The sequence below is a fragment of the Oscillospiraceae bacterium CM genome (assembly GCA_022870705.1).
Taxonomy (GTDB): Bacteria; Bacillota; Clostridia; order Oscillospirales; family Oscillospiraceae; genus Sporobacter.
Genome location: CP072107.1, coordinates 1968682 through 1993141 on the forward strand (window position 1 = coordinate 1968682; position 24460 = coordinate 1993141).

The 24460-nt window shown below is 55.0% G+C and carries 21 protein-coding genes and 1 tRNA gene; 12 read left to right on the forward strand and 10 right to left on the reverse strand.

Annotated elements, in window-relative coordinates:
* Window positions 1-4: 4 nt before the first annotated feature.
* Window positions 5-1633 (forward strand): thiol reductant ABC exporter subunit CydC, encoded by a 1629-nt coding sequence (gene cydC / locus IZU99_09735; protein ID UOO37514.1) that lies wholly within the window; start codon window positions 5-7, stop codon window positions 1631-1633.
* A 162-nt stretch (window positions 1634-1795) separates the two neighbouring features.
* On the opposite strand, the gene IZU99_09740 is transcribed toward cydC, so the two are convergent.
* Window positions 1796-1868, reverse strand: a tRNA-Ala gene (locus tag IZU99_09740).
* Window positions 1869-1968: 100 nt separating this feature from the next.
* Here IZU99_09740 and IZU99_09745 point away from each other — a divergent pair.
* On the forward strand, window positions 1969-2649 hold the full coding sequence (locus IZU99_09745; GenBank protein UOO37515.1) for an alpha/beta hydrolase: 681 nt from the start codon (window positions 1969-1971) through the stop codon (window positions 2647-2649).
* 441 nt (window positions 2650-3090) lie between these two features.
* Here IZU99_09745 and tsaD read toward each other — a convergent pair whose 3' ends face one another.
* The 8 genes from tsaD to IZU99_09785 form a co-directional block, all read right to left on the reverse strand.
* Window positions 3091-4107, reverse strand: coding sequence for a tRNA (adenosine(37)-N6)-threonylcarbamoyltransferase complex transferase subunit TsaD (tsaD, locus tag IZU99_09750; protein UOO37516.1), 1017 nt, complete (start codon window positions 4105-4107; stop codon window positions 3091-3093).
* 4 nt (window positions 4108-4111) lie between these two features.
* Complete coding sequence (gene rimI, locus IZU99_09755) at window positions 4112-4570, reverse strand: ribosomal protein S18-alanine N-acetyltransferase (GenBank protein ID UOO37517.1); 459 nt, start codon at window positions 4568-4570, stop codon at window positions 4112-4114.
* Window positions 4567-7200, reverse strand: a complete 2634-nt coding sequence (gene polA / locus IZU99_09760; protein ID UOO37518.1) for a DNA polymerase I — start codon at window positions 7198-7200, stop codon at window positions 4567-4569. The genes rimI and polA overlap by 4 nt, the downstream gene beginning before the upstream one ends.
* Window positions 7201-7331: 131 nt before the next feature.
* Window positions 7332-8738 (reverse strand): cysteine--tRNA ligase, encoded by a 1407-nt coding sequence (locus IZU99_09765; GenBank protein ID UOO37519.1) that lies wholly within the window; start codon window positions 8736-8738, stop codon window positions 7332-7334.
* Window positions 8739-8815: 77 nt separating this feature from the next.
* On the reverse strand, window positions 8816-9478 hold the full coding sequence (gene cysE, locus IZU99_09770; protein ID UOO37520.1) for a serine O-acetyltransferase: 663 nt from the start codon (window positions 9476-9478) through the stop codon (window positions 8816-8818).
* Window positions 9479-9512: 34 nt separating this feature from the next.
* Entirely contained in the window at window positions 9513-10016 is a 504-nt protein-coding gene (locus tag IZU99_09775; GenBank protein UOO37521.1) for a transposase, read from the reverse strand.
* Between the two features lie 460 nt (window positions 10017-10476).
* Entirely contained in the window at window positions 10477-11310 is an 834-nt protein-coding gene (locus tag IZU99_09780; protein ID UOO37522.1) for a hypothetical protein, read from the reverse strand.
* Between the two features lie 178 nt (window positions 11311-11488).
* Window positions 11489-13879: an S-layer homology domain-containing protein gene (locus tag IZU99_09785; GenBank protein UOO37523.1), complete on the reverse strand. Its 2391-nt coding sequence runs from the start codon at window positions 13877-13879 to the stop codon at window positions 11489-11491.
* A gap of 721 nt (window positions 13880-14600) precedes the next feature.
* On the opposite strand from IZU99_09785, the gene IZU99_09790 reads away from it, so the two are divergent.
* From IZU99_09790 to IZU99_09835, 10 genes are all read left to right on the forward strand, one after another.
* Complete coding sequence (locus IZU99_09790; protein UOO37524.1) at window positions 14601-15053, forward strand: ribosome maturation factor RimP; 453 nt, start codon at window positions 14601-14603, stop codon at window positions 15051-15053.
* Window positions 15054-15072: 19 nt separating this feature from the next.
* Complete coding sequence (gene nusA, locus IZU99_09795) at window positions 15073-16125, forward strand: transcription termination/antitermination protein NusA (GenBank protein ID UOO37525.1); 1053 nt, start codon at window positions 15073-15075, stop codon at window positions 16123-16125.
* 204 nt (window positions 16126-16329) lie between these two features.
* Window positions 16330-16602, forward strand: coding sequence for a YlxR family protein (locus IZU99_09800; protein UOO37526.1), 273 nt, complete (start codon window positions 16330-16332; stop codon window positions 16600-16602).
* Window positions 16592-17017, forward strand: a complete 426-nt coding sequence (locus tag IZU99_09805) for a ribosomal L7Ae/L30e/S12e/Gadd45 family protein (protein UOO37527.1) — start codon at window positions 16592-16594, stop codon at window positions 17015-17017. The genes IZU99_09800 and IZU99_09805 overlap by 11 nt, the downstream gene beginning before the upstream one ends.
* The gene (infB, locus tag IZU99_09810) at window positions 17014-19401 is read left to right on the forward strand and encodes a translation initiation factor IF-2 (GenBank protein ID UOO37528.1); all 2388 of its coding nucleotides are present in this window, start codon (window positions 17014-17016) and stop codon (window positions 19399-19401) included. The genes IZU99_09805 and infB overlap by 4 nt, the downstream gene beginning before the upstream one ends.
* A gap of 22 nt (window positions 19402-19423) precedes the next feature.
* Window positions 19424-19795, forward strand: a complete 372-nt coding sequence (rbfA, locus tag IZU99_09815) for a 30S ribosome-binding factor RbfA (protein UOO37529.1) — start codon at window positions 19424-19426, stop codon at window positions 19793-19795.
* Window positions 19782-20747: a DHH family phosphoesterase gene (locus tag IZU99_09820; protein UOO37530.1), complete on the forward strand. Its 966-nt coding sequence runs from the start codon at window positions 19782-19784 to the stop codon at window positions 20745-20747. Before rbfA ends, IZU99_09820 begins: the two co-directional genes overlap by 14 nt.
* Complete coding sequence (gene truB, locus IZU99_09825) at window positions 20744-21610, forward strand: tRNA pseudouridine(55) synthase TruB (protein UOO37531.1); 867 nt, start codon at window positions 20744-20746, stop codon at window positions 21608-21610. The genes IZU99_09820 and truB overlap by 4 nt, the downstream gene beginning before the upstream one ends.
* Window positions 21611-21669: 59 nt before the next feature.
* Window positions 21670-22569, forward strand: coding sequence for a riboflavin biosynthesis protein RibF (gene ribF, locus IZU99_09830; GenBank protein UOO37532.1), 900 nt, complete (start codon window positions 21670-21672; stop codon window positions 22567-22569).
* 127 nt (window positions 22570-22696) lie between these two features.
* On the forward strand, window positions 22697-23941 hold the full coding sequence (locus tag IZU99_09835) for a 5-bromo-4-chloroindolyl phosphate hydrolysis family protein (protein ID UOO37533.1): 1245 nt from the start codon (window positions 22697-22699) through the stop codon (window positions 23939-23941).
* 44 nt (window positions 23942-23985) lie between these two features.
* Here the strand turns inward: IZU99_09835 and spoVAC are convergent, their stop codons facing one another.
* Entirely contained in the window at window positions 23986-24438 is a 453-nt protein-coding gene (gene spoVAC / locus IZU99_09840) for a stage V sporulation protein AC (protein ID UOO37534.1), read from the reverse strand.
* Between the last annotated feature and the right edge of the window lie 22 nt (window positions 24439-24460).

The window sequence follows — 24460 nt, forward strand, 5'->3', positions numbered from 1 at the left end:
GCAGATGACCGGTTTCAAAAATTATCTGATTGTCATTTTCAAAGCAAGGCCTTTGTCCGTCTTATTTTCTTGCTTACTCGGCGTTGCCGCGAGCCTTTTTGCCGCGGGTCTTTACGGTGTTGCTTGCTTTCTTATATCCTTATCAGCCCTGCATCCGCTATATGATGTGATACTGGTACCGGCTGTCCTTGTCCGTTTTTTCGGTCTCGGCCGCGCCGTCCTCTCTTATCTTGAGCGCTATGTATCGCATAATGAAACATTTAGAATTCTCTCTGACATCAGAGTGCTTGTTTATGACAGCTTGGCGCCGCTTGTCCCGTACAGCAAGGCAAGCCGGGATCGCGGTTATAATCTCTCGGTCGCTGTGTCCGACGTCGAGATGCTGCAGGACGGGCTGCTGCGCATTGTCTATCCGATTGCCGTCGCGGTCTTTGCCGCTCTTATGGGGACGATGGGGGCTTATTTCCTCTCGCCGCTTCTTGCCGTTGTCTTTTTCTTTTTGACACTGCCACTGTCGTTTGTCGTGTTCGGCTTGACGGCACTTTTATCGCAAAAGCGTCAAAAGCGCTATGATGAACTCCGAAGCTGCCTTTACGGCGACCTGATGGACCTCTCGGCCGGTTTGACTGATATTAAGACAAATTCCTGTGAAGGCGCCCGTCAAGAACATTTATCCCGCCGTTTGTCCGACAGCGCCGCCGCGCAAAGCGCCGTCAGCCGCGTGTCCGCTTTAAGTGACGCTGCTGCCAGTTTCTTTTCCGGCTTGTCTTTCGTTATCTTGCTGGCCGTCTCCGCTGCGCTTTGCGCAGCGCAGCGCCTGGACGGGACGTTGCTGGCTGCCGCCGTTGTCGGTCTGAGCTATTTAACGGAGCCCGTTTCGGCTCTTGCTGCTGTGGGGGCGCGGTTCGAGCGCGTAAAAACTGCTGCCAACCGCATTTTTACCGGAAAACCACCCCATCAGTTCGCTCAATCATCACCTGATGGCTTTGACCCGGCTGCCTGCAAAAAACTGTCTGTCGATCATCTCACCTTTTCTTACCCTGGCCGCGCGCTTTTTAAAGATATCAGCTTTTCACTTGAACCGGGAAAGCTGACGGTGCTAACGGGGAAAAGCGGCCGCGGGAAATCAACGATTGCCGATCTGCTCTGCGGCTTTCTAACCCCGGAAGCGGGCGAGATAATGGTTGACGGCGTCTCGATTTTCTCCTTACCGGAGCACGCGCGCCTCCGCCTTTTCTCCGTGGCGGAGCAATCGCCCCATTTTTTCAATGACACCCTTCGGGCTAATCTTCTCGCCGACGCATCCGAGTCGGACGAAGCACTGCATAATGTTTTGGATGCAGTCGGCCTTACACCCTTTCTCAAAGCTCTTCCGGACGGTCTTGACACGATGATTTTTGAAAGCGGCGAGAATCTCTCCGGCGGCGAGCTTCAGCGGCTATCCATCGCCCGTGCCCTTTTAAAAAAAGCGCCCTTTTATATATTCGACGAACCGACAAGCAGCCTTGATCAGCTCAATGAAAAACGCATGATCGACTGCATTTTATCACTCTCAAAAACAAAGGGCGTCTTGTTAATCACACACAGACTTCCCTCAGAACTTCAAGGGTACGACCGGATACACTTGGTATAAGGAGGAAATAATGAAGGTTGTCGTTATCGGTGGCGGCTTTGCCGGCAAACGGCAGCCATATATCCCTTTTTCATAATCTAGATTTACGCAATAATTTTCGGCTTTGCCGAATGAGAAAAAGCACAAGGCAGTCTATTATTCTGACTGCCTTGTGCTATTCAGTGGAGACGAAGAGGATCGAACTCTCGACCTTACGGATGCGAACCGTACGCTCTCCCAGCTGAGCTACGCCCCCACATGTTTTTTTCAGAGCGGTGTTTATTATAGCAGAATTTATTTATACTGTAAAGACTTAATGTTATAATAAAAGACATGCTAACTGGGAGGGCGCTGCCGTGGATATTAACCTGCACTACATTGAAAAAGGCACTGGCTTTCCCCTTGTCCTGCTACACGGCAACGGAGAGAGCGCACAGTATTTCGACCGGCAAATCGATGCCTTCGCCCGCCACTATCGCGTCATTGCCGTTGACTCGCGCGGCCACGGTCAGTCGCCACGCGGTGCGGGGCACTTCAAACTTTCACGGTTTGCCGAGGATTTAAAGCTCTTTCTTGATGGGCTGGGTATCCAGCAAACACATCTGCTCGGCTTTAGCGACGGTGGCAACATCGCTCTGTTATTCGCGCTTCGTTACCCCGCCTTCGTTGCGCGCCTTGTTTTAAACGGGGCAAATCTGTCACCGTTCGGTCTCAAGCCCTTTGTTTTGCTCCCCATCGCCCTGTCTTGGTGCCTGGCGTCGCTTTTATCGCCCGTCAGCAAGAAATCCGTCATTAAGCGCGACTTCATGGCACTGATGTTGTTTGAGCCAAATATTTGCCCCACAGCGCTTCAAAAGCTTCAGATGCCGGTCCTCGTCATCGTCGGAAGCCGCGACATGATCCGCCAGCGACACACCGCGACAATGTGCCGACATTTGCCGCGTGGCGTTCTCACCATTGTCGACGGCTCTCATTTTATTGCCCAAGAAAATAGCGCCGCATTTAATGACGCTGTTTTAACGTTTCTGTCCGGTTGATATTACGTTTTGTATAAACGCGATTCGACAAAAATTACAGACCGACAGGATATGAGAATTTTTCTGCTTGGTGAAATTTTATTTCATGACTTCGACTAGTTCGGCTTGTTAACTTTTTGTAAAATCGACGGTTTTCTTAAATGTCTACTGACAAATACAACGCCGATAGAGTTTACGTAAATTCATTCGTTACAGCTTTCTACAGAGAGTTATTCACACTGTCCACCGGTTTATCCACCGCTACATTTCCTTTGTATCATAGCGTTCAAACGCTTTTTTACTAATAATTAACAATCGATTTTCGCGCATTGCGCATCGTTTGCCGCCTTTTCATTTCTATTTACATAATAACCGGTTTGAGACGGTTGCCACAAAAATATTTTACAAAAATATTCCCTAAACTTTTTGATAAATCTCCCGATAAAGATAGTTTAGTGTGATTTATAGCACTTCCGCGTCAATATCCATCGTCGCGCAAGCGTTGAGATCCATCCCAGCGCGCCGCCCGCTCAAAAATTCATAATACGCCTGCGCACCGATCATCGCGCCGTTGTCACCGCACAAGGACAGCGGCGGGATAAAAAGCGAAATCCCCGCTTCGGCTGCCGCAGAGATAAAATCAGCCCGAATGCGGGAATTGGCAGCAACGCCGCCCGCGACGGCGATTTTTTTATGCCCAAGCGCCCGGGCTGCCGCCATCGTCCGTGGCACGAGCGTCTCGCTGACAGCGCGGGCAAACGACGCCGCGAGAGACGCTTTGTCAAGTGTCTCGTTTTTTTGCTCGGCGTTGTGGACGATATTGACGACGGCTGTTTTGAGTCCGGAAAAAGACATATCATACGGCGCGCCCTCAATTTTGGCGCGCGGGAGCGTGAAGGCCGTGTCGTCTCCCGTCTGCGCCAGCAGGTCCATTGGGCGGCCGCCGGGGTACGGCAGGCCGAGCACACGCGCTGCCTTATCAAAGCATTCGCCCGCCGCGTCGTCCCGTGAGGCACCGACAAGGCCGATATCTGTATAGTCGCGTACGTCGGCAATAAGGCTGTTCCCGCCGGAGACAATGAGGGCGAGAAACGGCGGCTCAAGCTCTGGAAAAGCAATATAATTGGCGGCAATGTGGCCCTTGATGTGATGGACAGGAATGAGCGGGACGTTGAGCGCCAGCGCCAGCCCTTTGGCAAAATTGACACCGACGAGCAAGGCGCCAACGAGACCCGGCGCGTATGTGACAGCGACGGCGTCAATTTCCTTTTTCGTGATTCCAGCCTTTTTCAGCGCCTGCTCGGCGAGGCGGCCGATAACGGCGACGTGGTTGCGCGAGGCGATCTCCGGGACGACGCCGCCATAGAGCGCATGCATGTCCGCCTGTGAGAAAATCTCGTCGGACAGCACCGAGCGCCCGTCCTTCGTAATGGCGACGGCCGTCTCGTCGCAGGACGTTTCAACTGATAAAATAATCATTTCTTCACACGCTTTCTTTGTCGCCATCAAAATGATACGACAGGACGATGGCATCCTCCACGGGATTACTGTAATAATTTTTACGCCGCCCCGCGTGGACAAAACCGTGCTTTTTATAAAGCATGAGCGCGGGGGCATTCGATTTTCGCACCTCTAAGTATAAGGCGGCGGCAGCGCGCGCGCGGCAAGCCGCCAGAGCGGCTGTCATGAGGGCATCTCCAATCCCCTTTTTCCGCCGGGATTCCCGGACGGCAATCTGATAAAGCTCCGCCTCGTCGGCGGCAAAGCGGACGATGAAAAAACCAGAGACCTGCCCGCCCTCCACCGCCAGCTTAAAAACCGTATCCATGCGCCCTACTTCACCAAGCAGCGTCCCCTCCGACCAAGGCGGCGTGATGGACGCGCGCTCAATTTCCATAACGGCTGGGATATCACGCTCCTGCGCCTCCACAATCGTCATCATTTGGCCGCATACCAGCTTTTGCCCGCGTGTGCCTCAGCCGTCAGCGGGACGGCGAGGGCCGCGGCATTTTCCATTTCTGCCGTCAGAATTCTTTTAACGGCCTCCTCCTCGCGCTCGGGGCATTCGGCGATCAGCTCATCGTGAATCTGCAAAATGAGTTTAGCGGTCAGGCCCTCGGCCTTCAGGCGGGCGGCAGTCGTCACCATGGCGCGCTTGATGATGTCGGCAGCCGTCCCCTGCATGGGCGTATTACGCGCCACGCGCTCGCCGAAAGCGCGCGTGTTAAAGTTACCTGACCGCAGCTCCGGCAGATACCGGCGGCGGCCGAAGAGCGTTGTGACGAACCCGTCACGCTTGGCCTGCTCGACGATGTCGTGCATGTAGGCGCGCACGCCGCTGTATTTGGCAAAGTAGTTGTCGATATAAAGACGCGCTTCCGGCACGGTGACGCCGATATCCTGTGCCAGCGAGAAAGCCGAAATGCCGTATACAATGCCGAAGTTAACGGCCTTGGCCCGGCTGCGCATGAGGGGCGTCACATCCTCCGGCATCGTCATGAAGACCTGTGAAGCCGTCACGGCGTGGATATCCTCACCGTTTTGAAACGCCGCCTGCATAACCGTATCGCCCGACAGGTGCGCGAGAATGCGCAGCTCGATCTGCGAATAGTCGGCGTCGACGAGAACATTACCAGGCCCCGCGACAAACATTTTTCGCAGCGCACCGCCCGATTCCTTGCGTACGGGGATGTTCTGCAGATTCGGCTCGGTTGACGACAGGCGGCCCGTCGCCGTCACCGTCATTTGAAAATTCGTGTGGATCCGTCCGTCGTCGGAGATCACCTTTAAAAGCCCGTCGGCATATGTGGATTTGAGCTTTGTCAGCTCCCTGTACGCCATCAAGTGCCCGATGATGGGATGCTTATCGGCAAGATACTCGAGGACCTCAATATTTGTGGAATACCCCGTCTTCGTCTTTTTCGGGGTGGGCAGCATCAGCCTGTCGAAAAGAACGGTTCCCAGCTGCTTCGGTGAATTGATATTAAACGGCTCCCCGGCGAGATCAAAAATCTCTTTTTCAAGCGCCTGGATTTTGACGGATAGCGTCTGGCCAAAGTCGCGCAGGGCGCTCTTGTCGATGAGAAAGCCCGTCTGCTCCATCTCGGCCAGTACATGGCAAAGCGGCAGCTCAATGTCATAAAAAAGCCTGTCCATCCCGTTTTCAGCCAGCTTTTGCGCTAAGATCGGATAAAGCCGCGCAATGGCGGCCGCTTCTGCTGCGAACCGCTCCGCCTCGGCCCCGCCATACAGCGTCAGCTGCTCGTTTTCGTCTTCCGATGTTTTTAAGGCAAAGCCGCCGTAAGTTTCCGCCAGCCGGGCAAGCTGATAAGTGCTGTCCGTCGGCGAGAGGAGATAGGCGCCAAGCGCCGTGTCAAAAATCCAACCGCCCGCGTCAATACCAAGTCCTAAAAGGGCCCGCTGTGTGTCCTTAATGTCGTGCCCGGCTTTTTTGACGTTTTCGCTGAAAACAGCGCGCAGGCCGCTGTCAAAGCCGTCTGTTGTATCCCGGCTCAAGAGATAAACCGTTTTTTCACCGGCATCGCAAACAGCGAGGAGCCCCGCCGCAAGGTGGCAGCGCACCGCGACGAACTGGGCGCTTTCAAGCATCGTGATCAGACCGGCACCGTCCGCTGCCGTGACAATATCGACGCGGCGGAAAGACATATCGTTTTCCGGCGCAACGTCTTGTTCTTCTTTCGGCTTCGTCAGCCCGAACTTTTCCGTCAGCTTTTGAAATTCCAGCGTCTGAAACAGCGCGTATAAGGCGTCGTTATTGGCCGGGCGGCGTTTGTTGTCCTCGGGGTGGAAGTCTATCGGCGCGTCGCGGCAAATTGTCGCGAGCTGGTACGACAGCTCGGCCGCCTCTTTCCCGTCAGCAAGCTTCTTTTTCAGGCTGTCCGTGAGGTCCAGCGTCGGAAGTAATGTATACAGCGCCTCAAGGCTGCCGAAGCGCCGCACCAAGTCAAGCGCCGTTTTCTCGCCGACGCCCTTGACGCCGGGAATATTGTCGGATGCATCGCCCATCAGCGCCTTGAGGTCGACCATTTTCAGCGGCTCAAAGCCGTACGTCTCAAAGAAAACAGCCGGTGTATAATCTGTCGACTCCGGCTGCCCCATGCGCGTCTTCACATGGCGCACGTGCGTTTTTTCGGTGACGAGCTGAAAGGCATCCTTATCCCCCGTGACGATGACAGCGTCCCAGCCCGCTTCTTCGCACCGGCGGGCAATCGTCCCGATGAGGTCGTCGGCTTCCCAGCCGGAGAGCTCATAGCGCGGGATGTTCATGGCATCGAGCACTGCCTTGAGAATCGGCATCTGCACGGCCAGCTCATCCGGCATGCCCTTCCGCTGCGCCTTGTAGGCCTCGAACTGTTCGTGGCGGAACGTCGGCGCGGGCAGGTCGAAACAGACGCAGACGGCGTCGGGCGCTTCCTCGTTGAGGAGCTTTTGAAGAATCGTCAGAAAGCCGTAGACGGCGTTCGTCGGTGTGCCGTCCTTCGTCGTTAAAAGCCGTATGGCGTAAAACGCTCTGTTGACGATGCTGTTACCGTCTATCACCATGAGCTTCAAGGATCATCCACCCCTGTCATTCGATTTCTGTAGGGGCGGATTCCATATCCGCCCAAAATTTCGTCTCTGACGAATTCGTTCTTATACGGGCGGATATGGAATCCGCCCCTACATTACGGTGCGTTATACCGTTAAGCCTTGTGCCATTTGACGCCCTGCGGGGTGTCCTCTAAAACGATACCCATCGCTTTGATCTCGTCGCGGATGCGGTCGGCCTCGGCCCAATTCTTTGCTTGCCGGGCTGCCTGCCGTGCGGCGATCAGCGCCTCCACCGTATCCGCGAGGTTCTCCGCGCCCGTTTCTGCGTAGAGGAGGCCGAGGACGCCGTCCAGCTCGTCAAACAATGCCAGTATCGCCGCCGCCAGCTCTTTGGAAGGGTTTTTATCCGCTGCCGTCATGCTGTTGCCCTCTCGAACAAGCTCGAAAAGAACGGCGATGGCGTCGGCCGTATTAAAGTCATCGTCCATGGCTTCGATAAACCGCTCGCGGTAGCCCGGCAGCGCCGCTGTGGCCGTCTTCTCGTTTCCGGAAAGGCCGCCGTCAGCGCCGTTTTCCTGAACGAACTGGAGGTTCTTCCGAAACGTTTTCAGCCGGTCCAGCGCGTTTTTGGCTTGTATAAGAATGTCCCCGGAATAGTTGAGGGGGCTTCTGTAGTGGCTCATCAGCATGAACATTCGGATCGTATCGTACCCATACGCCTCGGCCGCCTCCCGGACGGTGAAAAAATTACCGAGTGACTTGGACATTTTTTTGTTGTCGATGCTGATAAAGCCGTTATGCAGCCAGTATCGGACGAATTCTGTGCCATTGGCCGCCTCCGACTGGGCAATTTCATTTTCGTGGTGCGGAAAGGTGAGGTCCTGCCCGCCGCAGTGGAGGTCAATCGTCTTCCCCAGATAGCGGCTGGACATGGCCGAGCACTCAATGTGCCAGCCCGGCCGCCCTTCCCCCCACGGGGATGGCCAAGACGGCTCGCCCGGCTTTGCCGCCTTCCACAGCGCAAAGTCCATCGGGCTTTCCTTAACGTCGCTCACATCGATGCGCGCCCCGGCGAGAAGCTCGTCAAGCGGCTGGTGCGAGAGCTTGCCGTACTGCGGAAACGATGATGTTTTAAAGTAGACATCCCCGTTTGAGACGTAGGCGCTGCCCTTGTCGACAAGCGTTTCAATCAGGGCGACGATCTCGCCGATATTCTCCGTCGCTCGCGGGTGGATGGTCGCCGCGCGAACACCGAGGCCCTCAGCGTCTTTAAAATATTCGGCAATGTATTTCTCGGCAACAGCCTCCGGCGTCGTCCCCTCTTCTCTGGCGCGACCGATAATCTTATCGTCGACATCCGTGAAGTTCTGGACGAATGTGACATCATACCCGCGATACTCGAGATAGCGGCGCAAAACGTCAAAGACAATGAGCGGCCGCGCGTTGCCGACGTGGATATAATTATACACCGTCGGCCCGCAGGCGTACATCTTGACAGCGCCGGGCACCAGCGGTACAAATTCTTCTTTTTTCATGGTCATCGTGTTAAACAGCTTCAATCCAAACGCTCCGTTTCAGCGGCTTTTTGTGTCGCCGCGCAGTATTTTCGACATGCCGATAGCCCGATTTGCCCGTCTTATGTGCCGTGCCTGTAAGCCGTGGCCTGCTGCTCGGCCATCTTCTTTTCCAAAAGCTGCACCTGTGCGCAAAGCGTTGCCAGCTCGATGGCGACGGGGTCCGTCACGCTGATTTGGTCGACAATCTCGGCGTAATTGACCTTCACGCCCGCAACGTTCACAATCCGCGCCGGGACGCCGACAGCTGTAGCGTCCGGCGGCACCTCTTTGAGGACGACGGCGTTGGCCGCAATACGCGCGTTATCGCCGACCTTGAACGGGCCGAGCACCTTTGCCCCCGCGCCGACCATCACGTTGCTGCCCAGCGTCGGGTGGCGCTTGCCCTTGTCCTTGCCGGTACCGCCGAGCGTGACGCCCTGATAGAGAAGTACGTCGTCACCGATCTCCGTCGTCTCGCCGATGACGATGCCCATGCCGTGGTCTATGACGAAGCGGCGGCCGATTTTTGCCCCGGGGTGAATTTCTACCCCTGTCCAAAAGCGTGACCACTGAGACACAACGCGCGCCAGAAAGAGAAGCTTGTGCCGGAAAAGCCAATGCGCCAAGCGGTGATACATCACGGCGTGCAGACCGGTATACAGCAGGAATACCTCCAGCGCGCTCCGCGCCGCCGGGTCGCGCTTTTGATAAGCTTTGATCGTTTCACGCAGGTTTTTAAACATGTGATTCATCTCCATCTTTTCGGGGAATTGCCCACTATACCATGATGAACTTATTGTATTTATCTTCATGCCATTTTTCAGGATTTGTATGAATATACTGCCAGATATCATTATAATCTTTTTCATTTCTGATAATGTGTTCATAATATGATTTTTGCCACAATGGCATCCCAATTTCTTTTGTCACAGTGCTTTTATATTGCTGAATAATTTTTGATACTGTCGTAGGGGCGAATATTATTCGCCCGCCGTCCAAATCAGTATTATCCAGATGTAAGATCAGATGAATGTGATTGGGCATGATCACATATTTATCGACACGCACGTGAGGATACCGCTTTGGTATTTCAAATAAAGTCTTTTCCGCTATGATGCCGTAATCTGATAATGTCGGTATATCCTGCGGGCGATTGATAATCGCCCCTACATCCCAGAACAAATTTTGCCTGTCTTTCGTGCACATTGTGATAAAATACATGCCGTTTTGTGCGTAATCATGTTCAGGCAGGCGTAGCTTCTTTCGTTTTTGTAGTTCCATGGCAATGTCTCCTACGTCAGACACCCGGGCGATTGATAATCGCCCCGACGATATACACGCAATGTCTTGCCTTGGTCTCTGTAGGGGCGAATATTATTCGCCCGGCGTTTTCCCACACGGGCGTATATGGAATCCGCTCCAACATAGACAAAAACGCCGCCTCTTGATCTGTACAAGAGGCGGCGTGACCCGCGGTTCCACTCTCATTCGCGCTTCTCAACAGCGCCTTTTTGGCCTTAACGCGGCCTGACGGGGGCCGTTACAGCCCCCCGCTCCCGGATGCACTTTGGGCAACCTTTACCGAAGGCCGCTTTCAGCCAGCGGCGGCCCTTCTCTGGCGGCAAAACGCCTTGCGGCGCGCGTGCCCTACTCTTTCCGTTCTTCGCGGATATATTAGGTATAGTTTAGCACGCCTTGCGCTTGGGTGTCAAGGCATGCGCTTAACAGAGGTGTATCTGATTTACCAGCTGATTTCGATGTAACGCGTGTTGGACGTGTAGTAATACGTAATTTGGCGGTCACCCAGCGTCATCGTTTTTGTCCCCGCGTCTTTATTGTCTTTTAAGGCCGTCATGATGGTATCAGGCGATGCCACAAGAACACCGAGAACGTTTTTCAGAACAGTCAGATCGTGCGTTGTTGTGAGCTGCTCGGCGGTGATTTTATAGTACGTCTCTTTCATGATGTTGATTGTAATCGTCCCGGTATCCGTATCATGCGCATTAATAACGCCGGTTACCGCGTCATACCCCGCGTTCGGCAGAACTTCAAAAAAGGCCGCCAGATAATAGGAGCTGTTCGGGTCAACGTTAATGATATTGTACTTAGCGTCGTAGGTAACGCCGAAATTAAGCGTCATGCCGATATCGCGGAGCTTAAAATAATTATATCCGCCGATGGTGTACGCCGTGAGGCTGATTTTTTGCCCGTTGAGATAGACGTTAGACGTCGTCGGGTAGGCCGTAACGGTTGCCGCGCCGCCGGACGATGTCAGCTCCCCGCCGACCGGGACATAGTATTTATTCGTGAAAAGATAAATCGAATTCGTCCCCGCGTCGTAATCGACGGAAAAGCGCGCCGATGTATAGCTGAGCGCCATGGCGATATCCCGCAGCTTGAAGTAATTATTGCCGCCGATGGTATACGCTTCAAACGCCATTGTTTTATCGGATATTTTGACGCTTGACGACGATATCGTCGCTAGAGTGCCCGAGGCTAAACACGTTATTGACGCGGCCCCCACGAGAAGGACGGCAGCAAAAAAGCCAGCCAGCATCTTTTTCATAGCTTTCATTCAATCATCTTCTTTACTGATTTTGGATATGTTCAGTATACCGGCTTTTTCCTTTGCCTGTCAACAACAGGAATGTTTCAATTTACGCCACGAGCAGCAACGCAAAAAGAAAACCCCCGCCTTTCGGCGGGGGTTCTCTTTTTCTAAACGCGGTTAAGCGTTAGAGGGTTAGGGTAAGTTACGGAGCCAGCTCGATATAGATGACAGCAGTCACGCCATCGTCGTCGATCGCGAAGGAGACCATGTAATCGGCATCGTCTTCGATGTCCGCAAGATCAACATCGTCATCCGTCAGATCAACAACTGTTGCGCCCGTAGCGTCGACATCATCTGCCGAAGCCGTCGTGATAAGGTCGCCGACGAGGTTGTCGAGCGTTTCGCCGACAACGTCATCGCCGGTGTACGCAGTCAGCGTTGTCACGCCATCTGTCTCAGTGTAGGTGTAGAAGCCAACAGCTGCCGGGGTTGTGCCGTTAGCAAGCGTAATCTCTGTCTCAACGCCGTCGAGGTAAACCTCGAAGACATCGCCGTCAGCGGTATCGGCATCTTTTACCAAATCATTGACAAAGATGAGGCCCAAACCGTCGGATTCTGCCGCCGGAGCTTCACCGTCAATGAAGACGTACATAACGGAGTTGTTGGTCGTGTCGCCGATCTGCTCAGCATAATAGTAACCTGTGTTAGTATTCTCGATAGCCTGAACCTCGTTCAGAACTGTGACGTCAAGAGTAGCGCCGGAGCCGTCGACGTAGATGAATGCAACATCGCTGGCATAATAGTTGTCATCTTCAATCTTGACTGCATCAGCAGCAACAGTATCTGTTTCGCCACTGTCCCAAGTTGTGTTTGCGTTATCATCAGTCCACGGTATCACAGTGCCTTCTGCAGTCAGCGTTGCATAGTTTGCTTCAAGGCCGCCATTGCCCGCGTCCTCAGCAACAGCTGTCTCGACGGAGAAGAGCATCAGTTCGTCGTTATCGCCGTCGCCGTTGTTAATCTCGGTATACGTCGCAACTGTGACCTGATAGTTGGCTTCTGTGCCAGTCGTGGTAACACCCTGCACATAGTAAGAGGTGGTCGGGTTGCCGTAAGCGTCGGTGGTCTCAACAGTATATGCCAGCGTTACATAAAGGAGGCCAGCATCCGAAGCGGCATCAACCGCCTCGACACCGAAGTATCCGCCGAAACCATCAAGGTAGAGCGTAAAGGTGTCGTCAAAGTTGATCGCGTCGTCAACGATACCGCTGTCGTTGGTCACTGCGTCGGTCTCCGCGTAGGCGACGCCGCCGAGGGTGATCGTGTCGTCGGCTGTGACCTTGGAGATCGTGCCTTCAACCGTCGTGGCCTTGGTCAGCGTGAAGAGGGTACCGGTGTAGGTGACGATGACAATATCGTCAACAGCGATGCCGGCATACTCGATGACTTCGTCAAGCGTGTCGTTGTTCTCCAGCACGCCAGCGCCGTCAAGCTCGATCGTCTCTGCATCTTCGGTATCGTCGATGTCGACAACGAGGTCAACAGCAAACGTGGAGGGAGCGAGGTAAGCGGTGACTGCATCATCGGTAATGATGTATGTACCTTCATCAATCGTCGTGTCAGGGGTGTCTCCTGTGTTCGTATAGTCCTCGAACATCGGGACAACAGCGTCATAGGTGACATCATCCGGAAGGTCATCATCTTCCTCGGCAGCCCACGTCGTGGAGTTGTCAAGGACGTAGTAGATTGTTTCATCATCGTCGATGTTGCCGTCTTCGTTTGCATCTGCATAGAACACTGTAACATCGTGGCCGATCAGGCTAAGACCGGTCGTGACGTCGCAGTCCTTTTCAACACCTGCGATATCGACAACAGTAAAATCGTCGCCGGTTGCCTGGTTTGCCATGACCATACCGGTATCGGGTTCCATGTCATACTTCGATTCGAGCATGTCGGAGCCTGTGCCGGTATATTCGCCGGTGACCTTACTGTAGGTGACTCTTTCGACCATCAGGCCGTTGTAGATGTACAGGGCAGCCTCTTCACGCGTGGCGGCAACGGAGAAATTGCCGTCGTCATTGCCATTGAAGATGTCGTTATCGAAAGCATCGATAGCAACGTTGAGCGCCCAATTGGAGCCAACATACTCGTTGTCCTTGCCGTAGCCGTCAGCACAGAGCATCATTTTGGCAAGCTCAAAGCCTGTGACGTTGCCGGTGGGATCAAAAGTACCGTCGCCGCGGCCGTTAATAATGCCGTTGTCAACGCAGTACTCAATGTACGGGGAAGCCCAGTGGGAAGCGGCAACATCCGAGAAGGATGATGTCGATGTTGAGAGTGATGCGGCGACTGTGGGGCCGAGGATCGCGTAAACGATCATCTTGGCGGCCTCAGCGCGGGTGACGTTGTTCGTCGGGCCGAAGCTGCCGTCCGGGTACCCGTTGATCGCGCCGATGCCGGTCATGACGCCAACAGCTTCTTTGTACTGAATGCTGGAGTCGTCAGTGAACGTCAGAGCAGAAGCGATCGTTGCAAGGCTGAACACCATGCAAACGACGAGAACCACTGCGAGAACTTTTCTGAGATTCTTCATGTATTTTCCTCCTATTATTTTTTTGCGTGATTACACGCTTTTTCTGCCTTGCCCTAAACGGGCCGCCTTTTTGATAAGCCGCAAAAGCGCCCAAGCCGTTCTACCGGCGTGGTGAATGTGACGCCCCGGGTCTTATTAAATGAGCGGGGTTTGCGGGGTCGGCTTGTTTATGTACGGCATCCGCGCCGGTTCGGCTAGTACCGGAGACGGATGTTTGTACCGTTTTTGGAGCTTCGCCGGGTGAAAGCAGCTTTGCCGAAGGAGGCAGGGGTGCGGCGGTAAGGCCGCCCCCCATCATACATAAAGACCTCCAAGACAAGTCTGACGCGGCACACCACATACCTTCAGCCCTGCTTGCCGTACATAATCCATTCAGAAAATGGGTATACTGTACGTTTTATTCCAAGGATGATTATAGAGAAAAGACCGAATCATGTCAATTCAAAAAAGGAAATATTTATATTACAGTTATGTTACAGCGGGCAAAATAACCCTTTCGCCCGCGGCTGCCGCGCCGCCACGATTCATTATAATAAATAACTGGCCGCGTGAAAAACTAAATGCGGAAAACGCTTGCAATTGACTGCTCTGAGTGGTATAATTCACACGTTAGTCATGGCAGAGACGGTTTGAGTGGGTTTTTCCCACTCTTTTTCTTGCGTTATTGTAAATTGTTAAATTTGCCGAATGGCACATACCGCTATAATTAAAGAGGCGTTAGATGAAAAAAGTGACAGACAAGGTCTCGGCGCTGGCCGAGCCGGTCGTCCGCCAGTTCGGCTGCGAGCTGTGGGACGTTGAGTATGTGAAGGAAGCGGGCTATTGGTACCTTAGGGTGTACATTGACCGCGACGGCGGCGCGACGCTGGACGATTGCGAAAACATCAGCCGTGCGCTTGACCCGCTGCTTGACGAGCACGACCCCGTTCCGGACAGCTACACCTTTGAGGTCTCCTCCGCCGGGGCCGAACGCGCCCTCCGCCGCCCATCGGATTTCGCGCGGTTTCAGGGCCATCTCGTTGAGGTAAAGCTCTATAAGGCGCAGGACGGGCGCAAGGAGTTTGTCGGCACGCTTGTAGACGGCACCGGCGATACGGTTGACATAAAAATAGCGGACACCTTGCATCAGCTGCCAAAAAGCGAAGTCGCCAACGTGCGCCTTCGCATAAGTTAGATATTGGAGGAGCACATCCATGAATGCCGAATTTTTTTCAGCGATAGCCGACATTGAAAAGGAAAAGGGCATCCCGCAGTCTTATATGCTTGAAAAAATCGAGCAGGCGCTTCTGGCGGCCCTGAAAAAAGACTCCCCCGCCTGTCAGGACTGCGCCCGCGTCGTTTTAGACCCCGTCGGCAAGACGGTTCATATGTACCTGCAAAAAGAAGTGGCCGACCCTGTCACAGACCCGGACACGCAGGTTACGCTGGAGGCCGCCAGAAAAATCAGCGCCGGTGCCGAGGTCGGCGACGTTGTGAATGAGACGGTTGACGCCAAAAAGTTCGGCAGGATTGCCGCGCAGGCGGCGAAACAGGTAATCATTCAGGGCATCCGCGAGGCAGAGCGCGGCATTGTTTTTGATGAATTCAATTCCAAGGAACACGAAATTTTAACGGGCGTTGTCACGCGCATTGAACCGCGCAACGGCAGTGTTTCGATTCAAATCAGCTCCAATTCGGAGTTTACCGAGGCCATGCTCTCCCCCGGCGAACGCATCCCGACGGAGGCGCTCCGCGAGGGCGACCGAATTAAGGTCTACGTCGTTGAGGTGCGGAAATCAACGCGCGGCCCGCAGATTCTGATCTCCCGCACGCACCCCGGTCTTGTCAAGCGCCTTTTCGAGCTGGAGGTGCCGGAGATTTTTGACGGCATCGTTGAAATCAAAAGCATTGCGCGCGAGGCCGGCAGCCGGACGAAAATCGCCGTCGCCTCCTCTGACCCCGAGGTAGACCCCATCGGCGCGTGCGTCGGCCCCAAGGGCGGGCGCGTGGCGTCGATTGTCGACGAGCTCGGCGGCGAAAAAATTGACATCGTGAAATATTCCGAGGTTTCGGAGGAGTATATCGCCTCGGCACTTGCCCCATCGGCTGTTCTCGGCGTTACCATCCTCGAAGACGGCAAAAGCTGCCGCGTGATCGTGCCGGATAACCAGCTCTCCCTCGCCATCGGCAAGGAAGGGCAAAACGTTCGTTTGGCCGCGCGGCTGACGGGCTTTAAAATCGATATCAAGCCGGAATCGCAGGCTTAATAAAAGCGGGCGATCACAGATCGCCCCTACTGTATGAATAAACCAACACACCCGTAGGGGCGAACTGTGTTCGCCCGTCAAAGCGGCGAACCAAACACGGCATCAATTAACCGATTGCCCCGTAGGGGCGGATTCCATATCCGCCCGCCCGATCAAATCAATACCCCGTTGGGGCAAAAATCATTATCGAAAGGCGGCCTGGCTATGCAGAAAAAAATACCGATGCGCCAATGTCTGGGCTGCCGTGCCATGAAGCCGAAAAAAGAGCTCATCCGCGCCGTCCGCGCGCCGGACGGCAGCGTGTCCCTTGACGTCAGGGGTAAAAACCCGGGGCGTGGGGCATATGTGTGCCAAAACGCCGACTGCCTGAAAAAAGCGCTGAAGACGAAAGCCCTAGAGCGGGCGCTGGAGACCGCCTTCCCCGAGGATTTTTATGAGGCGCTGAAAGTGCAGCTGGAGGAAGCGGATGGACAATAGACTCCTCGGCATTGCCAAAAAAGCCGGTTTTCTCGAAATCGGCGAGGAATCCGTCGCCACCGCGGCGCGGAACAAAAAAGCAAAGGTCATCCTGTCGGCTGCCGATGCGTCGGACGGATCAAAACGCCGGGCGCATGCGTATGCCGAACAGTACAATATCATATATCTCGTTCTGCCGAGTACGAAGGAAGATCTGGGGGCGGTTGTCGGCAGAGGCGCCCCGGGCATGCTGGCCATTCTCGACGCGGGTATCGCGTCCCGCTACGCCGACATGCTTGCCCGGCTGGAACCCGGGCGGTATGACACCGAAGCGGAAACCTTGTCAAAAATGGCCCAGCGCGTGCTGCAACGGCGGCGGGAAGCCCGGGCGCACGACAGAAACAAACGAACCGGTAAGAGGAGGACAGGACAATGAGCACGATGTTTAAATACAGGGTTCACGAGGTGGCTAAGGACTTTAAGGTCCAGACAAAGGTCATCACCGAAATACTGACCGAGTATGCCACGACGCCGAAAAACCATATGCAGGTTCTGACGTCGGAGGAGCTCGATCTGATTTTCGAGCATTTGACCCAACACAACCAGATCGCCGATATTGAGGAGATCTACGCCGTCACGCCCTACTCTCAGACGAAGGCCGGCCAGTCCGACAAAGCGGCATCGGAAAAGAAGCCCGCAGCGGCGCCCGAAGCCGAAAAAGCCCCGCAAGGCCAGAAAACGCCGGAAGCCGCGCAGCCGGCCACCGGTGCTACCCCGCAGCACCCCCCAGCGTACCGCCCGGAACAGGCGAAAAAGCCGGATAAACCGTTTGTCCCGCGCCAGGCCCCGCAAAAACGCGTGATTGACACCTCCGGCGCCACCATCAACATCGACAAATATGACGAGCGGCTCGACAATCTCGTACCAGAGCGCGCCGAGCATATGAAGCACGGCAAAGAGAAATTTACAAAAAAGAATCAAAGCCGCGGCCCGACGATGGCCTCCGGCGCCAAGCGCCGTCAGGAAGAACGCGAGCGCATGCAGCGCCTGCAGTTTGAAATCGCTAAAAAAGCGCAGCTCAAGGTCGCCATCCCTGATGAAATCTCCGTCGGCGACCTCGCCGCCCGCATGAAAAAGACGGGTGCCGAGGTTGTTAAGCGCCTCATTAAGCTCGGCGTTATGGCTTCCTTGTCCGACGTGATTGATTACGAGACGGCGGCGCTCGTCGCCATCGAGCTCGGCTGCAAGGTTGAGCACGAGGTCGTTGTCACGATTGAAGAACGCCTGATTGACGACAGGGCCGACACCGAGGAAGAGCTTGCCCCGCGTGCGCCCGTCGTTGTTGTCATGGGCCATGTCGACCACGGCAAGACGTCACTCTTAGATAAAATCCGCGAAGCTAACGTTGCCGAGGGCGAGGCCGGCGGCATCACCCAGCACATCGGCGCTTACCGTGTGTCCGTTAACGGCAGCCCAGTCACCTTCCTCGACACACCGGGTCACGAAGCCTTTACGGCCATGCGCGCCCGTGGCGCGCAGGTCACCGATATCGCCATTTTGATCGTCGCGGCAGACGATGGCATCATGCCGCAGACCGTTGAGTCTATCAACCACGCCAAGGCTGCCGGTATTCCGATCATCGTCGCCATCAATAAGATGGACGTTCCCGGCGCTAACCCAGACCGCATCAAGCAGCAGCTGACGGAATACGAGCTCGTCAGCGACGAATGGGGCGGCGACACGATCGTCTGCCCGATTTCAGCGAAAACCGGCATGGGCATCGACCACCTTCTTGAGATGGTCGTCCTGACGGCCGAAATGGGCGAACTGCGCGCCAATCCGAGCAGAGCCGCCCGCGGTACCGTTATCGAAGCACGACTTGATAAGGGCCGCGGCCCGATCATGACGGTTCTCGTCCAGAACGGCACCTTAAAGCAGAACGACATCATCATCGCCGGTACGGCCGTCGGCCACGTCCGCGTGATGACGAATGACCGCGGCGAGCGCGTCACTGAGGCAGGCCCCTCCGTCCCCGTTGAAATTTCCGGTATGTCGGAAGTGCCCGACGCGGGCGACACGTTCAACGCCGTCGCCGACGAGCGCATGGCCCGCGAGCTCGTCGAGCAGCGGAAGGCCGAAAAGAAGAACGCCGGTGCCGAGACGGTCAAGGTCTCGTTGGAGGATCTCTTCTCCAGAATTCAGCAGGGCGAACTCAAAGACCTGAATATTATCGTCAAAGCCGACGTGCAGGGCTCGGCGGAGGCCATCAAATCGTCGCTTGAAAAGCTTTCCGGCAGCGAGGTGCGCGTGCGCGTTATCCACTCGGGCGTTGGCGCCATCAGCGAGTCGGACGTCATGCTTGCCGCCACGAGCGGCGCGATTATCGTCGGCTTCAACGTCCGGCCGGACAATGCCGCCCGTGACAGCGCCGTGCGCTCAAACGTTGATATCCGTATGTACCGCGTCATTTACGACGCGATCAATGAGATCGAGGCAGCCATGAAGGGCATGCTCGCCCCGAAGTTCAAAGAGGTCGTCCTCGGCCACGCCGAGGTGCGTCAGGTTTACAAAATTTCGCACATCGGCACCGTCTGCGGCAGCTATGTGCAGGACGGCAAGATCGTCCGCAACAGCCTCGTCCGCCTTATTCGCGACGGGATCGTCATCCATGAGGGCGAACTCGGCTCCCTGCGCCGCTTCAAGGATGACGTCAAGGAAGTTGCGACAAACTATGAGTGCGGCATCACCCTCGAAAAATTCAATGATGTCAAAGAAGGCGATATCATTGAGGCGTATATCATGGAGCAGATCAAGGATTAATTTCCGACTGAGGTAAAAAACCATGTCATCAAATAAAATCGGCAGGACAAATGAGGATATCCAGCGCGTCATGTCGACGCTTCTCCGAAATGTGAAGGACCCGCGCATCCAGCAGGGCATGCTCAGTATCACCGCTGTCGACACGACAGGTGATTTGCGCTACAGTAACATTTACCTGAGCGTTTTAGGGCTTCAGTCTGAAAAAGAGCTCATGAAGGGTCTCAAGTCGGCTTCCGGTTTTCTGCGCCGGGAGCTGGGCAGCGCCCTATCGCTGCGATACACACCGGAGCTCATTTTTCATTTGGACAAGTCTATCGAGCACGGCGCGGCCATTAATAAAATTCTTGCTGACCTGACAGAGAAAGAAGACGGGGATCAACATGACCATCAGTGAAACGGCACACTGGCTTTCGTCGCGCGATCAATTTCTTGTTCTGACGCATCGGCGGCCGGACGGCGATACGCTCGGCTGCGCAGCGGGGCTTGTCGGGGGCCTTTTAGAGGCTGGGAAAACGGCTTACATCCTCTATAATCCGGAGGCCACGGCTCGCTATACGACGTATGTGGAAAAGCACTGGGCACCGGCGGGATTTGTTCCGGCGCATATCATCTCCGTTGATATTGCGTCGCAGGAGCTGCTGCCGCCTAACGCCGCCGTTTACCGGGACAAGATTGACCTGTGCGTTGACCATCACCCGTCGAACACGCAGTACGCTTCGAGCAGCTGTATCGATACAACACGCGCGGCCTGCGGCGAAATTGTCTATGAAATTCTGATGGCCTTAAACGGCCATATCAGCACGGAGGCGGCAACCTCGCTCTACGTCGCGCTGTCGACTGACACCGGCTGTTTTGCCTTTGCCAACACGACGTCTAACACGCTCCGCGTCGCCGCAACGCTTGTGGATGCGGGCGCGCCGATCGGTGAAATCAACAGGGAGCTGTTCCGGCGTAAGGCCAAAAGCCGCATGATGCTGGAAGGTCTTATTACATCCGGAATGGCGTTTTATTTTAACGGTGCCGTCGCCGTCGCCACAGTCACACGGGAGATGCTGGCGCAAACGGGTGCCAGTGATAATGAACTCGATGACATCGCTTCCATCCCCGGTTCAATTGAAGAGGTCATCGTCGGCATTACCATCCGGGAAATGATCGACGAGGAAGGCTGCAAGGTCTCCGTCCGGACGACGCCGATCGTCAACGCAAACGACTTGTGCGCGCGCTTTGGCGGCGGCGGTCATGCGATGGCGGCGGGCTTCTCCATCAAAGCTTCTTCTGAAAAAACGGCGGCGCTTCTGGTGGACGCGCTGGGGGACGTTTTTTCGGAGAGCCATACCGGCAAATGAACGGAATCGTTGTCGTCGATAAACCGGCGGGTTGGACATCGCACGACGTCGTGGCCAAGCTCCGCGGTGTTCTGCACGAAAAGCGCATCGGCCACGGCGGGACGCTTGACCCAATGGCAACGGGCGTTCTGCCCGTTTTCATCGGCCGCGCCACGCGGGCCGTTTCGTTCTGTGAAGTGTCTGACAAAGAGTATCTCGCCGGGCTGCGCCTCGGCATCGTAACGGATACACAAGATACAACGGGGCAGGTTTTAAAGCAATCGCCCGTCCCCATAAAAGCCCAGGATATCGACGCGGTACTCGGGCGCTTTATCGGCCCACAGCAGCAGCTGCCGCCAATGTATTCGGCGATTAAAATCGGCGGCCAGAAGCTCTATCAGCTGGCGCGGCGCGGTATCGAGATTGCCCGCGAAACGCGCGCTATCACCATCCAAGTGCTCGAGCGTCTTGACGGCGACGGGCCAGATGTTCTTTTGCGCGTTGTCTGCTCGAAGGGGACGTATGTCCGTACCCTGTGCCATGATATCGGTGCGGCTCTTGGCTGCGGCGGAGCAATGTCGTCACTCCGGCGCACCCGCGTCGGCACTTTCACACTTGACGACGCCGTGACGCTTGATGAGATCATCGCATCGTCGGCCGGTGGGTCGTCTCCTGCTTTTTTAAAGTCGGTCGATACGCTTTTCAGTCTGTACCCGGCAATCGTGATTGACGGCAGTCAGGAAAAAAAGTGCCGCAATGGCGCCGATTTTGCCGTCATGGCAGAGGACGGGCGCTACCGCGTTTATGATGCCGACAACCAATTCCTCATGCTCGGCAATGTCGACGGCGGTATGATGCGCGCTGTTAAAAATTTTTTTGAGTAAGTTCTTGACAATCGCGCCGGTTACACGTGCTAAAGCACCGGCGAAAGGATCGCTTCAAAATGACAGAAAAAAAACGAGTCATCGCCCTAGGGTTTTTTGACGGGGTGCATATCGGCCATTCGGCACTGATGGAGCGCGTTTTAAAAATTGCGAAGGAAAAAGACCTATTGCCCTCCGTTATAACGTTTGACGCCCATCCCATCAGCATGGTCACCGGCTGCCCTGTGCCGCTTATTAATTCCTGCGAGGATAGGGCCGGGCTTATCCACCGCATTTTTGGTATCAAGAACGTCATTATTCTGCATTTTGACAATGAGACGATGCATATGCCGTGGTCGGAGTTCGTCGAGCGCCTGACCGGCGAATTTGATGCCGTACATCTTGTGGCAGGCCACGACTTCCGCTTTGGCTGGAAAGGCGAGGGCTGTGCCGAAAAGCTTCTCGAAAAAAGCCGCGCGCTTGGCATCGGCTGCGATATTATTCCGGCCGTCACATACAAGGGCATTGTCAGCAGCTCCACATATATCAGAACGCTGATAGCCGAAGGCGATCTCGAGCAGGCAAACGAATTTCTCGGCCATCCGCACGTTTTGACCGACATCGTCCATTACGGCTACCGTCTCGGCAGGACGCTCGGAACGCCGACGATCAACATGTGCTTTGCACCCGGTGTTCTCATCCCCGCTTACGGCGTTTATGCCACGCGCGTCTTTCTTGATGACGGCAGCGAGCACGTCGGCGTGACGAACATCGGCGTACGTCCGACGGTCGACAATCAGGACAATGTCACTGCTGAGACGTATATTCTCAACTACACCGGCAACCAGTACGGAAAAATGGTCCGCTTGGAGTTTTATAAACGCCTGCGGCCTGAAATCCGTTTTGACAGCATCGACGCCCTGAAGCAGCAGATTCGCGCGGATGCGGACAACGCCGCTCTTTATTTCAGCGGCGTCTGATACTTCCAAGATTCCTGCACAGGCTGCCGGCAACGGCGGCTTGTTTTTTAGCTTGTTGACGGCATGTTTTCTTTTTCATCAAAGTCTGCTATACTTTCTGCATCAGATACAAAAGAGGTGACGGCAGTTGAATAACGGCTTTACAAATGGTGGGCGCGATGCGTCGGGCGATATTTTTTCATGGGTCGTCATCGTCATCTGTCTGTTGGCCTTCTGGCCGCTCGGCCTTTTCCTGCTGATCCGGAAAATCACCGTTAAGCCGCTGGGTACCCAGAGCGCGAACCGGCAGGGCACGGGGTACGGCAATTCGGCCAATGCGCCGCGTTACGGTGAAAGCGCATCAGGCACGCCCACGGAAAACAAGGTGCAGAATGCGCAGGCGGGCCGATATCAAAAGACGGCTCACGGCAATAAAGAGGCGTCGGAAGCTGCTCAAGGCGGTGCGCCTAAGCCCAAAAAGCCGATCAAGGTTCCGGGGCAGGGGCTTGCAACCTGGCTTTTACTGCTCGGGCTTGTTTTTATCGCCGCAGGCGGCGCGTCTTTACTGGCCGGAATACAGGGGCTGATCAGTCTTGGTCTTGCCGGTTCTGTTCCTTTCAGTTTTGCCATGGCCGGATTTTTCCTGTCCGGCGGGATTATCTCCCTGATAACGCGCGGCTTTGTTAAAAAACGCACGCGCCGCCTGAACACCTCGGCGGCCGTCATAGCCGGACGAGACGCCGTCCCCGTCGCTGAGATTGCCGAGGCCATCGGCTGCTCTTTAAAGAGAGCGCGTGCCGATCTGGAGAATTTGCTCGAGTGTGGCTGTTTCGGCCCCTTTGCCTATATTGACACATCCCTTGACAGTTTTGTCATCTCCTTTGAGGCAGCCGAAAAGGCGCGGAGCGCCGCGTCTGCGCCTGTTGAGGCGCAAGACGGTGAGACAGCCGATGGCGTCTCCAACCCCTTCGTCAGCGTCGTCAGCCAGCTTCATATGATCTGCGCTAGGACGTCAGACCCCGTCATCTGCGGTAAAATTACGCAGATTGAAACGCTGACGATCAAAATCTTCAAAACTGTTGAAGATCATCCGGAAAAGCGCCCGCTCATCCGTCGTTTTATGAACTACTATCTGCCGACGACACTCAAGCTCCTCCACACGTATGAAACACTTGAAAAGCAAGGCATTGACGGCGAGAATATTACAACGGCCAAGCAGGACATTGAGCGCATCCTTGACACGCTAACGGCCGGTTTTAAGCAGCAATTGGACAACCTGTTTCAGTCGGATAAGCTCGATATCTCCTCGGACATCACCGTCCTTGAAAACCTCCTGACGCAGGACGGCTTGAAGGACGACGGTAACATTCTCAAAACAGCCGGTGGCTCGTGATAACGCAACAGCGGTGTGTTCCTTCCGAACACACCGCTGTTTTTTTATGCGCCTTGAGCCAGCTTCACCAGAAAATAAAAAAGCCCGTACAGCACCGACGCCATCGTGCCGAAAACGATAACGGGGCCGGCGATGATAAACATTTTGGCGCTCATGCCAGTAATAAGCCCCTCGCTTTTAAATTCCAGCGCCGGTGCGGCGACGGAATTGGCAAAGCCGGTAATCGGCACAAGCGTTCCCGCACCTGAAAATTTCGCAAGATTGTCGTATACTTTAAGACCCGTTAAGAGCGCCCCGGCAAACACGAGTGTGACTGATGTCGCCGCCCCCGCGCCATCGGGCGTGAGTCCCAGGCTTGTATAGCCGTTTAATATGACCTCACCGATGACGCAAATAAGCCCGCCGGATATAAATGCTTTCACCATGTTGGCAGCGAGCGGCGAATTAGGCGATTTTTTCTCTACAAATTTCTTATAGTCTTTTTTTGACATATCCATAAACACGCACCTCGCCGTTAGC